This is a genomic window from Pseudomonas sp. ICMP 10191, from assembly GCF_001467335.1.
Taxonomy (GTDB): Bacteria; Pseudomonadota; Gammaproteobacteria; order Pseudomonadales; family Pseudomonadaceae; genus Aquipseudomonas; species Aquipseudomonas cerasi.
On record NZ_LKGW01000002.1, the window covers coordinates 68,192 to 82,483 of the forward strand.

A 14,292-nucleotide genomic window follows, 5' to 3' on the forward strand; every position below is an offset into this window, starting at 1 on the left:
GATATGTTGCAAGTCAGTGTTTATCGTTACAACCCTGAGCAGGACGCCGCGCCGTTCATGCAGGAGTTTCAGGTCGATACCGGTGGCAAGGACCTGATGGTGCTGGACGTGCTCGCCCTGGTCAAAGAACAGGATCAGGGGTTCTCTTATCGTCGCTCATGCCGTGAAGGCGTGTGCGGTTCCGACGGCATGAATATCAACGGCAAGAACGGCCTGGCCTGCATCACGCCGCTGTCGGCTGTCGTTGCCAAGAACAAGCTGATCGTACGTCCGCTGCCTGGTTTGCCGGTTATTCGTGACCTGGTCGTCGATATGAGCATCTTCTACAAGCAGTACGAGAAGGTGAAGCCGTTCCTGCAGAACGACACGCCGGCTCCGGCCATCGAACGTCTGCAAACACCGGAAGAGCGCGAAAAGCTCGATGGTCTGTACGAGTGCATCCTGTGCGCTTGCTGCTCGACTTCCTGCCCGTCCTTCTGGTGGAACCCCGACAAGTTCCTGGGTCCTGCTGCACTGCTGCAAGCCTACCGTTTCCTGGCTGACAGCCGTGATACCCGCACCAGTGAGCGTCTGGCTTCGCTTGATGATCCGTTCAGCGTATTCCGCTGCCGCGGCATCATGAACTGCGTCAACGTCTGTCCGAAGGGCCTTAACCCAACCAAGGCTATCGGTCACGTACGCAACATGCTGTTGCAGAACGGCGTCTGATTCATCGCTTTATCTGTTACACCGTTGTACTGAAGTGGCTACGGCGCAGGCTTCAACCGGCGCCGTAGTTTTAACCTGAGCAGTAGCTCGCAAAGCTGCGGCTCTTATTTTGAAGAAATGAGACCAGCAGGGGCATCCGGGCTGGTACCCGGACTATCTGCGTGATCCCTGGTGACTTGATACAGTCGCTGCACACGACTATTTCAGGATTGCTCTGGTGTCTTCGCCGGTGGTGTCCCCTTACCGAGGGTGACCAAGCATGCAAGAAAGCGTGATGCAGCGCATGTGGAACAGTGCCCACCTATCCGGTGGTAACGCTGCCTATGTGGAAGAGCTCTATGAGCTTTACCTGCACGACCCTAACGCTGTGCCAGAAGAATGGCGCACCTACTTTCAGAAGTTGCCAGCAGACGGCAGCTCTGCCACTGATGTATCGCACTCGACCATTCGCGATCATTTCGTGTTGCTGGCCAAAAACCAGCGCCGCGCTCAACCGGTGTCCGCCGGCAGTGTGAGCAGCGAACACGAGAAGAAGCAGGTTGAAGTGCTGCGACTGATCCAGGCATATCGGATGCGTGGCCACCAGGCTGCCCAACTCGATCCGCTGGGCCTGTGGCAGCGCCCTGCGCCTGCGGATCTGTCCATCAATCATTACGGCTTGACCAATGCCGATCTTGATACGACCTTCCGTGCCGGCGACCTGTTCATCGGCAAAGAGGAAGCGAGCCTACGCGAAATTCATGAAGCGTTGCAGCAGACATATTGTCGCACCATCGGCTCCGAGTTCACTCACATCGTGGATTCCGAGCAGCGCAACTGGTTCATGCAGCGTCTCGAGAGTGTTCGTGGCCGTCCGGTGTTCTCGGCTGACATTCAGAGCCACCTGCTCGAGCGTGTTACCGCAGCTGAAGGCCTCGAGAAATACCTGGGTACCAAATACCCGGGCACCAAGCGTTTCGGTCTGGAAGGCGGCGAAAGCCTGATTCCAATGCTGGACGAGCTGATTCAGCGTTCCGGGTCCTATGGCACCAAGGAAGTCGTGATCGGCATGGCCCACCGTGGCCGCCTCAACGTACTGGTGAACACCTTCGGCAAGAATCCTCGCGACCTGTTCGACGAGTTCGAAGGCAAGAAGAAAGTGGAACTGGGTTCCGGTGACGTCAAATACCACCAGGGCTTCTCTTCCAACGTCATGACCGCAGGCGGTGAGGTTCACCTCGCCATGGCCTTCAACCCGTCTCACCTGGAGATCGTGTCTCCGGTGGTCGAGGGGTCGGTGCGTGCGCGTCAGGATCGTCGCAACGATCCGAACGGCGACAAGGTTCTGCCGATTTCCCTCCACGGCGACGCGGCCTTTGCCGGCCAGGGCGTGGTCATGGAAACCTTCCAGATGTCGCAGACTCGCGGCTTCAAGACGGGCGGTACGATCCACATCGTCATCAACAACCAGGTGGGCTTCACCATCAGCAACCCGCTGGACTCGCGTTCTACCGAGTACGCCACCGACGTCGCCAAGATGATCCAGGCGCCGATCCTCCATGTGAATGGTGATGATCCGGAAGCCGTGATGTTCGTGACCCAGCTGGCCATCGATTACCGCATGCAGTTCAAGCGCGACATCGTGATCGATCTGGTTTGCTACCGTCGCCGTGGCCACAACGAAGCTGACGAGCCGAGCGGCACCCAGCCTTTGATGTATCAGCAGATCACCAAGCAGCGCACCACGCGCGAGCTGTATGCCGAGCATCTGATCAAGACCGGCGTTCTCGACGATGCCCGCGTTCAGGCCAAGGTCGACGACTACCGCAGCGCGCTGGACAACGGTCTGCACGTGGTGAAAAGTCTGGTCAAGGAGCCGAACAAGGAATTGTTCGTCGACTGGCGTCCATACCTGGGCCATGCCTGGACTGCGCGTCACGACACCCGCTTCGATCTCAAGACCCTGCAGGAACTGTCCGCCAAGCTCATGGAGCTGCCGGAAGGCTTCGTCGTGCAGCGTCAGGTTCAGAAAATCTACGAAGACCGCCAGAAGATGCAGGCCGGTGGCTTGCCGATCAACTGGGGTTACGCCGAAACCATGGCGTACGCCACACTGGCATTCGAAGGTCACCCGATCCGCATGACGGGGCAGGACATCGGTCGCGGTACGTTCTCGCACCGTCACGCCGTGCTGCACAACCAGAAAGACGCCGGGACCTATATCCCGCTGCAGAATCTGTACTCCGGTCAGCCACGTTTCGACCTGTACGACTCCTTCCTTTCGGAAGAGGCCGTACTGGCATTCGAATACGGTTATTCGACTACCCAGCCTGATGCGCTGGTTATCTGGGAAGCCCAGTTCGGCGACTTCGCCAACGGCGCTCAGGTGGTTGTCGACCAGTTCATCACCAGCGGCGAGCACAAGTGGGGCCGTCTGTGCGGTCTGACCATGCTGTTGCCTCATGGCTATGAAGGGCAGGGGCCAGAGCACTCGTCGGCCCGTCTGGAGCGTTACCTGCAATTGTGCGCCGAGCACAACATTCAGGTGTGCGTACCGACGACTCCGGCGCAGATCTATCACTTGTTGCGTCGTCAGGTCATCCGTCCGCTGCGCAAGCCGCTGATCGTGCTGACACCGAAGTCGCTGTTGCGTCACAAGCTGGCTGTTTCGACTCTGGAAGACTTGGCCGAAGGCTCGTTCCAGACCGTCATTCCGGAAATCGATACCCTCGATCCGGCCAAGGTCACGCGTCTGGTGCTGTGCAGCGGCAAGGTTTACTACGATCTCCTGGAAAAACGCCGTGCCGAAGGGCGTGAAGACATCGCCATCGTTCGCCTCGAGCAGCTGTATCCGTTCCCTGAAGATGATTTGATGGAAACCATCGCGCCTTATACCAACCTGCAGCATGTGGTCTGGTGTCAGGAAGAGCCGATGAACCAGGGTGCCTGGTACAGCAGCCAACACCATCTGCGTCGCAGCATGGGCAACCACAAACGTGAACTCGTTCTCGAGTACGCCGGTCGTGATGCTTCTGCCGCTCCAGCATGTGGTTACGCTTCGATGCACGCCGAGCAGCAGGAAAAACTGCTGCAAGATGCCTTCACTGTTTAACGCCTTCGAGCATTAGAAACCGAATTAAGGAATTACAGATAATGGCTATCGAGATCAAAGCCCCCTCTTTCCCGGAATCCGTTGCCGACGGCACCATTTCCACCTGGCACAAGCAGCCGGGCGATGCGGTAAAACGTGACGAGCTGCTGGTCGACATCGAGACCGACAAGGTCGTTCTCGAAGTACTGGCCGAAGCCGACGGCGTGCTGGTATCGATCGTGAAAGGCGAGGGCAGCACTGTCCTGTCCAACGAAGTGATTGCAACGCTGGACGCTGGTGCTACTGCTTCTGCTGCGCCAGCTGCCGCTGCGGCCGCGCCTGCCTCGGCTCCTGCTGCGGCTCCCGCTGCACCTGCCGGCGCTGGCGAAGAAGACCCGATTGCTGCGCCTGCTGCGCGTCAACTGGCTGAAGAAAACGGCATCAACCTGGCCAGCGTCAAGGGCACCGGTAAAGACGGCCGTATCACCAAGGAAGACGTGGTTGCTGCAGTTGAAGCGAAGAAATCCGCTCCGGCCGCTGCGCCTGCCGCCAAGCCTGCTGCCGCCGCGGCTCCTGTGGTCGCTGCTGGCGATCGCACCGAGAAGCGTGTGCCGATGACCCGCGTGCGTGCAACCGTTGCCAAGCGTCTGGTCGAAGCCCAGTCGAACATGGCGATGCTGACCACTTTCAACGAAGTCGACATGACCGAAGTCATGGCACTGCGTTCGAAGTACAAGGACCTGTTCGAGAAGTCGCACAATGGCGTACGCCTGGGCTTCATGTCGTTCTTCGTCAAGGCTGCCACTGAAGCGCTGAAGCGCTTCCCGGCCGTCAACGCGTCGATCGACGGTTCCGATATCGTTTACCACGGCTATGCTGACGTCGGTGTCGCGGTTTCCAGCGATCGCGGTCTGGTCGTACCGGTTCTGCGTAACGCAGAGCACATGAGCCTGGCTGAAATCGAAGGCGGCATCGCCACCTTCGGCAAGAAAGCCCGTGACGGTAAACTGTCCATCGACGAGATGACCGGCGGTACGTTCACTATCACCAATGGTGGTACTTTCGGTTCGATGATGTCGACGCCGATCGTCAACCCGCCACAGGCTGCAATTCTGGGCATGCACAACATTCTGCAGCGTCCGATGGCGGTCAATGGTCAGGTTGTGATTCGCCCGATGATGTATCTGGCGTTGTCGTATGATCACCGTTTGATCGACGGCAAGGAAGCGGTAACCTTCCTCGTGACCATCAAGAACCTGCTGGAAGATCCGGCTCGTCTGCTGCTGGATATTTGATGACGCAGCCCCGGGCTGCACACGACAGGCTGCGCAAGAGCGCAGTCTGTCGCACAGCCCGGGTCTTGCAGATTACATCTAATGAACAGGTTGCAACGCTCGTCTGTAAAGCATCACAGACCTGCCTGCAGCTTGCAGGTTAAAGCTCGCAGCTATAGAGGAATTCTTTTTTATGTCCCAGAAATTCGACGTGGTAGTGATTGGCGCAGGCCCTGGCGGTTATGTTGCCGCCATCAAGGCTGCGCAACTTGGTCTCAAGACTGCCTGCATCGAGAAGTATCAGGACAAGGAGGGCAAACTGGCCCTCGGCGGTACCTGCCTGAACGTGGGTTGCATTCCTTCCAAGGCACTGCTCGACAGCTCCTGGAAATTCTATGAAGCCAAGAACGGCTTCAGCGTGCATGGCATCTCGACCTCTGAACTGAACATCGACGTCCCAGCGATGATCGGCCGCAAGTCGACCATCGTCAAAGGCCTGACCGGCGGCGTTGCCAGCCTGTTCAAAGCCAACGGCGTGACCACGTTGCAGGGCCACGGCAAACTGCTGGCCGGCAAGAAAGTTGAACTGACCGCAGCCGATGGCACTGTCGAAATCATTGAAGCGGATCATGTGATCCTGGCTTCGGGTTCGCGTCCTATCGACATTCCGCCAGCGCCTGTTGACCAGAAAGTCATCGTCGATTCGACTGGTGCTCTTGAATTCCAACAGGTTCCACAGCGTCTGGGCGTGATCGGCGCTGGCGTGATCGGTCTGGAACTGGGTTCTGTCTGGGCTCGCCTGGGTGCCCAGGTTACCGTTCTGGAAGCGCTGGAGAAGTTCATCCCGGCAGCCGACGAAGCGGTTTCCAAGGAAGCGCTGAAAACTTTCAACAAGCAGGGCCTGGACATCAAGCTGGGCGCTCGCGTGACCGGTTCCAAGGTCGAAGGCGAGCAGGTTGTGGTCAGCTACACCGACGCTGCCGGCGAACAGTCGATCACCTTCGACCGTCTGATCGTTGCCGTGGGCCGTCGTCCGGTTACCACTGACCTGCTGGCTTCGGACAGCGGCGTCGATCTGGACGAGCGCGGTTTCATCTACGTTGATGACTACTGCACCACCAGCGTTCCGGGCGTATACGCCATTGGTGACGTGGTTCGCGGTCTGATGCTGGCGCACAAGGCCTCGGAAGAGGGCATCATGGTTGTCGAGCGCATCAAGGGCCACAAGGCCCAGATGAACTACAACCTGATCCCGTCGGTTATCTATACCCACCCGGAAATCGCCTGGGTCGGCAAGACCGAGCAGACGCTCAAGGCCGAAGGCGTTGAAGTCAACGTCGGTACGTTCCCGTTCGCAGCCAGCGGCCGTGCCATGGCAGCCAATGACACCGGCGGTTTCGTCAAGATCATTGCCGACGCCAAGACCGATCGCGTACTGGGTGTTCACGTTATTGGCCCGAGCGCTGCAGAACTGGTACAGCAGGGCGCAATCGCGATGGAATTCGGCAGCAGCGCAGAGGACATCGGCATGATGGTCTTCTCGCACCCGACCCTGTCCGAAGCGCTGCATGAAGCTGCACTGGCTGTGAATGGCGGCGCCATCCATATCCAGAATCGCAAGAAACGCTAAGACAACAAGAGAAACCACGGCGCAGTGCCCGTCGTTGGCCTTGCAAGCAGGGCTTACCGCGGAATCTGCGCCGGACTCGACCTCTCAGGCGGCTTCATGAGTGTCCCACGGCACTTGCGGAGTCCACCCGGAGTAGCGGTCACAGGTGGTGCGGCACGCCGACGTGCAGCACCGAATGCGCAGTACCTAAACGAAGACGGTAATAAGCATGAATCTTCACGAGTATCAGGGTAAGCAGCTGTTCGCTGAGTACGGCCTGCCAGTATCCAAGGGTTACGCGGTAGACACCCCGGAAGCAGCAGCAGAAGCCTGCGACAAGATCGGCGGGACCGAGTGGGTCGTCAAAGCCCAGGTTCACGCAGGTGGTCGCGGTAAAGCGGGCGGCGTAAAGCTGGTTCGCAGCAAGGAAGACGCTGCAGCGTTCGCTCAACAGTGGTTGGGCAAGCGCCTGGTGACTTACCAGACTGACGCCAACGGTCAGCCAGTGACCAAGATCCTGGTCGAGTCCTGCACCGACATCGCCAAAGAGCTGTATCTGGGCGCTGTGGTCGATCGTTCCAGCCGTCGTATCGTGTTCATGGCTTCCACCGAAGGTGGCGTGGACATCGAGAAGATCGCGCACGACACTCCTGAAAAGATTCTCAAGGCCACCATCGATCCACTGGTTGGCGCTCAGCCGTTCCAGGGTCGCGATCTGGCATTCCAGCTGGGTCTGGAAGGCAAGCAGGTCACTCAGTTCGCCAAGATCTTCACCGGTCTGGCCAAGCTGTTCCAGGACCATGACCTGGCACTGCTGGAAGTGAACCCGCTGGTGATCAAGGCTGACGGCGATCTGCACTGCCTGGACGCCAAGATCAACATCGACGCCAACGCCATGTACCGTCAGCCAAAGCTGAAGGGCTTCCACGATCCTTCGCAGGACGATCCTCGCGAAGCTCACGCCGCCAAGTTCGAACTGAACTACGTTGCGCTGGAAGGCAACATCGGCTGCATGGTCAACGGTGCCGGTCTGGCCATGGGTACCATGGACATCGTCAACCTGCATGGCGGCAAGCCTGCAAACTTCCTTGACGTTGGCGGCGGTGCCACCAAGGAACGTGTTACCGAAGCGTTCAAGATCATTCTGTCCGACGCCAACGTCGCTGCAGTTCTGGTCAACATCTTCGGCGGTATCGTTCGTTGCGACATGATTGCCGAAGGCATCATCGGCGCAGTGAAAGAAGTCGGCGTTAAAATCCCGGTTGTTGTTCGCCTTGAAGGCAACAACGCTGAGCTGGGCGCTAAAGTACTGGCAGAAAGCGGTTTGAACATCATCGCGGCTACCAGCCTGACCGACGCTGCTCAACAAGTTGTCAAAGCCGCGGAGGGCAAGTAATGAGCGTCCTGATCAATAAAGACACCAAGGTTATCTGCCAGGGTTTCACTGGTTCGCAAGGTACCTTCCACTCCGAGCAAGCCATTGCCTACGGCACCAAGATGGTTGGCGGCGTGACACCAGGCAAGGGCGGCACCACGCACCTGAACCTGCCAGTGTTCAACACTGTGAAAGAAGCGGTAGACACCACTGGCGCAACCGCCAGCGTCATCTACGTTCCGGCTCCTTTCTGCAAGGATTCCATCCTTGAAGCAGCGTTCGGCGGCATCAAGCTGATCGTGTGCATCACCGAAGGCATCCCGACCATCGACATGCTGGAAGCCAAGGTCAAGTGCGACGAGCTGGGTGTGGTCCTGATCGGCCCTAACTGCCCAGGCGTCATCACTCCGGGCGAGTGCAAGATCGGTATCATGCCAGGTCATATTCACTTGCCAGGCAAGGTAGGCATCGTGTCGCGCTCCGGCACCCTGACTTACGAAGCTGTGAAGCAGACCACTGACGCCGGTTTCGGCCAGTCCACCTGCGTCGGTATCGGCGGTGACCCGATCCCGGGCTCGAACTTCATCGACATCCTGAAGCTGTTCCAGGAAGACCCGAAGACCGAAGCGATCGTCATGATCGGCGAGATCGGCGGTTCGGCTGAAGAAGAAGCCGCTGCCTACATCAAGGCGCACGTGACCAAGCCGGTTGTTTCCTACATCGCTGGTGTGACTGCTCCTCCGGGCAAGCGCATGGGCCATGCCGGTGCAATCATCTCGGGTGGTAAAGGTACTGCAGACGAGAAGTTCGCTGCACTGCAGGACGCTGGCGTGAAAACCGTGCGCTCCCTGGCAGACATCGGCAAGGCCCTGGCCGAGCTGACCGGTTGGCCGACCAAGTAAGCCTCGCTTGCTTTTCGGGTAATCGACAAAAGCCACCTTCGGGTGGCTTTTGTTTGGGCCGCTGAAAAACGCAGCGGTGCGTCCTTGTGCTGCTTGCGTCTATCGATTGTTATTCATCTGCCATTCCTGACAGGTCAATTCCCATATCTGTTCCTGAGTGGTCCCGCAAACAAACTGTGCTTCCTGAACGGTCACAAGGCGCATGCCTTCGCGCCGCGACAGGCGGCACGACGCTTCATTAAGGGGCGCAGGACCAGGCGTGGCGAATACAGGGTCGGCGTGGGTATCGCACTCGGATGGGTGATGTCAGGCATGGAAATAAGCTGCCGGGTATAGAGAGGAGGCCCAATCTATCTGTCAGGAAACGGTTGGTCTGTCAGGCATTTCTCGTTTTACAGCGGCTTTTGCAGCTGCCAGTTCAGGGTGCGTTGTCGGGTGACTCGCCCTGAGACAGTGCATTTTCGAGCGAAGTTGGCTACCCTGTCCGCCGTTTTTGCGTTGCCCTCACGAGGGGCGTTTCGCAAGGTACTGCCACGTCTTACGCCGACGGGCTGCGTCTGCCCCATTCATGGGTGACGTCCCATCCCTTTTTCGATTCCGTGTGGTCCCTCGTAATGAAAGTGTTGAAAGGCCAGGACATCCTGGCACTCGGTTTTATGACATTTGCCCTGTTCGTCGGGGCTGGCAACATCATCTTTCCCCCTATAGTTGGCCTGCAAGCCGGGCCGCATGTGTGGATGGCAGCGCTGGGCTTTCTGGTCACTGCGGTTGGCTTGCCGGTCATTACCGTGATTGCTCTGGCCAGGGTCGGCGGCGCGATGGATGCCCTGAGCAGTCCGATTGGCAAGATCGCTGGCGGGGCGCTCGCTGCCGTCTGCTATCTGGCGGTCGGTCCGCTGTTCGCCACGCCACGTACCGCCACGGTATCGTTCGAAGTCGGCCTGGCACCTCTGACCGGCGACACCCCGATGGCATTGTTTCTCTACAGCCTGGTGTATTTTCTGGTGGTGTTCTGGGTTTCGCTGTACCCGGGGCGCTTGCTCGATACCGTCGGACGCTTTCTGGCGCCGCTGAAGATCATTGCGCTGGCGGTTCTGGGCATTGCGGCATTCGCCTTGCCGGCGGGCGGAATAGGGGAGGCGGAGCCCGCGTACGCCGCAGCACCGTTTTCCCAGGGGTTCATCAATGGTTACCTGACCATGGATACGCTGGGGGCGCTGGTCTTCGGTATCGTTATCGTCAATGCGATCCGCTCTCGCGGTGTCGAATCGCCCCGTCTGATCACTCGCTACGCGATCATTGCCGGGCTGATCGCCGGGGTGGGGTTGGCGCTGGTGTATGTCAGTCTGTTTCGCCTTGGTTCCGGCAGCCACGCCGTGGCGGCCGGTGCGAGCAATGGCGCAGCGGTTCTGCATGCCTACGTGCAACACACCTTCGGTTCGCTGGGCAGCGGGTTCCTTGCCGTGCTGATTTCCCTGGCGTGTCTGGTCACTGCAGTAGGCCTGACCTGTGCCTGCGCCGAATACTTTGCCAAGGTGCTGCCGCTGTCCTACAGAACGCTGGTGATTATCCTCGCCGTGTTCTCGCTGCTGGTGTCCAATCTCGGGTTGACCAAACTGATCCAGTTTTCGATTCCGGTGCTCACGGCGATTTATCCGCCGTGCATCGTTCTGGTCGCGCTGAGCTTCTGCAAGGAACTCTGGCAGAGCCAGGGACGCGTAGTGGCACCTGTGATGCTGGTTTCGCTGGTGTTTGGCCTGATCGATGCGCTGAAGGGCGCCGGTTTCGCCGACGCGCTGCCCGATGTTCTGAGCCATCTGCCGCTGGGTGATCAGGGGCTCGCGTGGCTGGTGCCTGCTGTTGTCACGCTGGTGGTCGCGGTGGTGGTCGACAGGGCCATGGGCAAGCGTAGCGAGGCGCTGGCTTGAAGGCCGTGCGTTAGACGATTGCGCAGGAAAAANGGCCCGCTATAAGCGGGCCTTTTTAGTTCTGCGAGCGTATCAGCCTTACTTGGTGGCTGGTGCTGCTTCTGGCGCCTTGTCGGCGTTTTCATTGGCGCGCTGCTGAGCGGCTTCAGCGTTCTTCTGAGCGGCTTCCTGGCTTTCCTTGGCCGCGTCATTCACTTTTTCCTGAGCCTTTTCCATCGACTCCTGGGACTGCTGAGCTGCCTTGTTGGCATCTTGCTGAGTGTTTTCGGACTTTTTGTCACAGGCGGCAAGGCCCAGGGTGGCAGAAAGCATCAAGGCATAGGCTAAAGATTTACGCATGGGGTGTTTCTCCTTATTAAGTATTCACGAGCCTAAGAGCCTGCCCCCGCGAGTTAAGTTCCACCCGTGACGACAATAATGGGGAGCGCTGTTGCACGGCCGTTACACACTGATGAAACCGGGCCGATCATGAGCCTTTCCGGTGAGCGCCGAGCAAGCCGGTTCGCCTTGTGCCCGGTGCACGAAACATGCTCCACGCATCATGGGCTCTTGAAATCCTCGACCCAGCCCCCACCTTGATGACTACCCGCTGTCACACAGGCTGCTGCCTGACCGTGACGGCTTATACCATCCAGATCGGAGTTTGATGATTATGAGTGTGGAAACTCAAAAGGAAACCCTGGGCTTCCAGACCGAGGTAAAGCAACTGCTGCACCTCATGATCCATTCGCTGTATTCCAACAAGGAAATTTTCCTTCGCGAATTGATCTCGAACGCGTCTGACGCGGTCGACAAATTGCGTTTTGAAGCGTTGTCCACGCCCGAGTTGCTGGAAGGCGGCGCGGAGCTGAAAATTCGTGTGAGCTTCGACAAGGACGCGAAGACCGTTACGCTTGAAGACAACGGCATCGGTATGAGCCGTGAAGACGTGATCACCCACCTGGGCACGATCGCCAAGTCCGGCACCGCTGATTTCATGAAAAACCTGTCGGGCGACCAGAAGAAGGACTCGCACCTGATCGGTCAGTTCGGCGTGGGCTTCTACTCGGCGTTCATCGTAGCCGATCAGGTCGAAGTGTTCAGCCGCCGTGCCGGCACGCCAGCGAGCGAAGGCGTGCACTGGTCCTCCAAGGGCGAAGGCGAGTTCGAAGTTGCCACCGTCGACAAGGCTGATCGTGGCACCCGCATTGTTCTGCACCTGAAAAACGGTGAAGAGGAATTCGCTGACGGCTACCGCCTGCGTAACATCATCAAGAAATACTCCGACCATATCGCCTTGCCGATCGAACTGCCCAAAGAGCAGGCTCCGGCAGCCGAAGGCGAGGAGGCGCCGGCGCTGGAGTGGGAAACCGTCAACCGCGCCAGCGCACTCTGGACCCGTCCGCGCACCGAGGTGAAGGACGAGGAGTATCAGGAGTTCTACAAGCATGTCGCGCACGACTACGAGAACCCGCTGAGCTGGAGCCATAACAAGGTCGAAGGCAAGCTGGAATACACCTCGCTGCTGTACGTGCCTGCGCGTGCGCCGTTCGATCTGTATCAGCGTGAAGCGCCGCGTGGCCTCAAGCTTTACGTCCAGCGCGTGTTCGTGATGGATCAGGCAGAGTCGTTCCTGCCGCTGTACATGCGCTTCGTCAAGGGCGTGGTCGACTCCAATGACCTGTCGCTGAACGTTTCTCGCGAAATCCTGCAGAAAGACCCGATCATCGACTCGATGAAGTCGGCGTTGACCAAGCGCGTGCTGGACATGCTGGAGAAGCTGGCGAAAAACGAGCCCGAGAAGTACAAGGGTTTCTGGAAAAACTTTGGTCAGGTCCTCAAGGAAGGTCCCGCAGAAGACTTCGCCAACAAGGAAAAAATTGCCGGTCTGCTGCGTTTCGCATCGACGTCCGACGACAGCGGCGAACAGAGCGTTTCTCTGGCCGAGTACCTGGCGCGTGCCAAGGAAGGTCAGGACAAGATTTATTACCTCACTGGCGAATCCTACGCACAGGTCAAGAACAGCCCGCACCTTGAGGTCTTCCGCAAGAAGGGCATCGAAGTGCTGCTGCTCACCGATCGTATCGACGAGTGGCTGATGAGCTACCTGAGCGACTTCGATGGCAAGGGCTTTGTGGATGTGGCGCGTGGTGACCTGGATCTGGGCAATCTTGACTCCGAAGAGGACAAGAAGGCTCAGGAAGAGATCGCCAAGGACAAGGAAGGCCTGATCGAGCGCCTGAAAGCCGCGCTGGGTGAATCGGTGAGCGAAGTGCGGGTTTCCCATCGTCTGACCGATTCGCCTGCGATTCTGGCCATTGGCGAGCAGGATATGGGGCTGCAAATGCGTCAGATTCTGGAGGCCAGCGGGCAGAAGGTGCCAGACTCCAAGCCTATCTTCGAATTCAACCCGGCTCACCCGTTGATCGGCAAGCTTGATGCCGAACAGAGCGAAGACCGCTTCGGCGATCTGTCGCACATCCTGTTCGATCAGGCCGCGCTGGCCGCCGGTGACAGCCTCAAGGATCCGGCCGCTTACGTGCGCCGTCTGAACAAGTTGCTGGTAGAACTGTCGGTTTGATAGCCGGTTGACAAGAAACCCGCCTCGGCGGGTTTTTTGTTTCAGTTCCCGCGACACGTCTTTCATCTCTCCAACGATCAGGAGTCAGTAATGAGCAGCAATATCGAAATTCGTTCTGTGGTCTATCAGATTGATGGTCAGCCCTATGAAAGCCGTCTGGTGTACGACACCCATGCTACTGCTGCACAGCCAGGTCTGTTGATGGCGCCCAACTGGATGGGCGTCAGCAAGGGCGCCGAAGACATCGCCAAAGCGGTAGCAGCCGAGGGCTATGTCGTGTTGCTGGCTGACCTGTATGGTCAGCAGATTCGCCCCGGTAACAATGACGAGGCGGGCGCTGCCATGACGCCGCTCAAGAACGATCGCAGCCTGCTGCGCAAGCGTATGCAGGCAGGACTCGACCAGTTGTTGAGCCAGGGGGATGTGGCTCTGGACTCAAGCAGAATCGCAACCTTCGGCTTCTGCTTCGGCGGCTGCTGCTCTCTGGAGCTTGCGCGTACCGGTGCTGAACTGAAAGCCGCGATTTCCTTCCACGGCACGCTGGATACGCCTAACCCGGCTGACGCCAAAAACATCAAGGGCTCGGTGCTGGTCCTGCACGGTGCTTCTGACCCGTTGGTGCCGAAAGAGCAACTGCCGGCTTTCGAAGACGAGATGAATGCCGCTGGCGTGGACTGGCAACTGTACAGCTACGGTGGTGCATTCCACTCCTTCACAGATCCGCACGCCAACGTGCCGGGCATGATGATGTACGACGCCAAAGTGTCGAACCGCGCGTTCAAGTCGATGCATGATTTGCTGAAAGAAGTGTTCGGCTGAATGAATACCTATCGCGCTTAGGGCGTGCCGGAGAACACTATCGTGCC

Annotated in this window: 10 protein-coding genes and 1 pseudogene; 9 read left to right on the forward strand and 2 right to left on the reverse strand. The window is 58.5% G+C overall.

Annotated features, from left to right (window positions below; all coding sequences use genetic code 11):
* Positions 1 to 3 precede the first annotated feature (3 nt).
* The 6 genes from AO388_RS01650 to sucD all read left to right on the forward strand — a co-directional run bounded on the left by AO388_RS01650 (position 4) and on the right by sucD (position 8,938).
* Positions 4 to 708 (forward strand): succinate dehydrogenase iron-sulfur subunit, encoded by a 705-nt coding sequence (locus AO388_RS01650; RefSeq protein WP_003343563.1) that lies wholly within the window; start codon positions 4 to 6, stop codon positions 706 to 708.
* A 259-nt stretch (positions 709 to 967) separates the two neighbouring features.
* Positions 968 to 3,799 (forward strand): 2-oxoglutarate dehydrogenase E1 component, encoded by a 2,832-nt coding sequence (locus AO388_RS01655; protein ID WP_003366703.1) that lies wholly within the window; start codon positions 968 to 970, stop codon positions 3,797 to 3,799.
* Between the two features lie 41 nt (positions 3,800 to 3,840).
* Positions 3,841 to 5,073, forward strand: a complete 1,233-nt coding sequence (odhB, locus tag AO388_RS01660) for a 2-oxoglutarate dehydrogenase complex dihydrolipoyllysine-residue succinyltransferase (protein WP_003433108.1) — start codon at positions 3,841 to 3,843, stop codon at positions 5,071 to 5,073.
* Positions 5,074 to 5,245: 172 nt separating this feature from the next.
* Positions 5,246 to 6,682: a dihydrolipoyl dehydrogenase gene (gene lpdA, locus AO388_RS01665; RefSeq protein WP_003409846.1), complete on the forward strand. Its 1,437-nt coding sequence runs from the start codon at positions 5,246 to 5,248 to the stop codon at positions 6,680 to 6,682.
* Positions 6,683 to 6,890: 208 nt separating this feature from the next.
* Positions 6,891 to 8,057 (forward strand): ADP-forming succinate--CoA ligase subunit beta, encoded by a 1,167-nt coding sequence (sucC, locus tag AO388_RS01670; RefSeq protein ID WP_003316561.1) that lies wholly within the window; start codon positions 6,891 to 6,893, stop codon positions 8,055 to 8,057.
* Entirely contained in the window at positions 8,057 to 8,938 is an 882-nt protein-coding gene (sucD, locus tag AO388_RS01675) for a succinate--CoA ligase subunit alpha (protein ID WP_003316562.1), read from the forward strand. Before sucC ends, sucD begins: the two co-directional genes overlap by 1 nt.
* 99 nt (positions 8,939 to 9,037) lie before the next feature.
* Here sucD and AO388_RS29515 read toward each other — a convergent pair.
* A pseudogene (locus AO388_RS29515) lies at positions 9,038 to 9,181 on the reverse strand (GNAT family N-acetyltransferase); the annotation flags it as partial.
* 371 nt (positions 9,182 to 9,552) lie between these two features.
* On the opposite strand from AO388_RS29515, the gene brnQ reads away from it, so the two are divergent.
* A complete protein-coding gene (gene brnQ / locus AO388_RS01680; RefSeq protein ID WP_003433107.1) occupies positions 9,553 to 10,866 on the forward strand; it encodes a branched-chain amino acid transport system II carrier protein in 1,314 nt (437 codons plus the stop codon).
* Between the two features lie 78 nt (positions 10,867 to 10,944).
* Here the strand turns inward: brnQ and AO388_RS01685 are convergent, their stop codons facing one another.
* Complete coding sequence (locus AO388_RS01685; RefSeq protein ID WP_003366710.1) at positions 10,945 to 11,205, reverse strand: hypothetical protein; 261 nt, start codon at positions 11,203 to 11,205, stop codon at positions 10,945 to 10,947.
* A 313-nt stretch (positions 11,206 to 11,518) separates the two neighbouring features.
* Here AO388_RS01685 and htpG point away from each other — a divergent pair, with 313 nt between their 5' ends.
* Positions 11,519 to 13,426: a molecular chaperone HtpG gene (gene htpG, locus AO388_RS01690; protein ID WP_003366712.1), complete on the forward strand. Its 1,908-nt coding sequence runs from the start codon at positions 11,519 to 11,521 to the stop codon at positions 13,424 to 13,426.
* Positions 13,427 to 13,516: 90 nt separating this feature from the next.
* A complete protein-coding gene (locus tag AO388_RS01695; protein WP_003366714.1) occupies positions 13,517 to 14,245 on the forward strand; it encodes a dienelactone hydrolase family protein in 729 nt (242 codons plus the stop codon).
* Positions 14,246 to 14,292: the final 47 nt, after the last annotated feature.

Bases quoted from the DNA above. Each gene is read 5' to 3' on its own strand.
- sucC (WP_003316561.1), top strand. From the start codon at position 6,891: ATGAATCTTCACGAGTATCAGGGTAAGCAGCTGTTCGCTGAGTACGGC.
- sucD (WP_003316562.1), top strand. From the start codon at position 8,057: ATGAGCGTCCTGATCAATAAAGACACCAAGGTTATCTGCCAGGGTTTC.
- htpG (WP_003366712.1), top strand. From the start codon at position 11,519: ATGAGTGTGGAAACTCAAAAGGAAACCCTGGGCTTCCAGACCGAGGTA.
- AO388_RS01695 (WP_003366714.1), top strand. From the start codon at position 13,517: ATGAGCAGCAATATCGAAATTCGTTCTGTGGTCTATCAGATTGATGGT.
- AO388_RS01650 (WP_003343563.1), top strand. From the start codon at position 4: ATGTTGCAAGTCAGTGTTTATCGTTACAACCCTGAGCAGGACGCCGCG.
- lpdA (WP_003409846.1), top strand. From the start codon at position 5,246: ATGTCCCAGAAATTCGACGTGGTAGTGATTGGCGCAGGCCCTGGCGGT.
- AO388_RS01685 (WP_003366710.1), bottom strand. From the start codon at position 11,205: ATGCGTAAATCTTTAGCCTATGCCTTGATGCTTTCTGCCACCCTGGGC.
- AO388_RS01655 (WP_003366703.1), top strand. From the start codon at position 968: ATGCAAGAAAGCGTGATGCAGCGCATGTGGAACAGTGCCCACCTATCC.
- odhB (WP_003433108.1), top strand. From the start codon at position 3,841: ATGGCTATCGAGATCAAAGCCCCCTCTTTCCCGGAATCCGTTGCCGAC.
- brnQ (WP_003433107.1), top strand. From the start codon at position 9,553: ATGAAAGTGTTGAAAGGCCAGGACATCCTGGCACTCGGTTTTATGACA.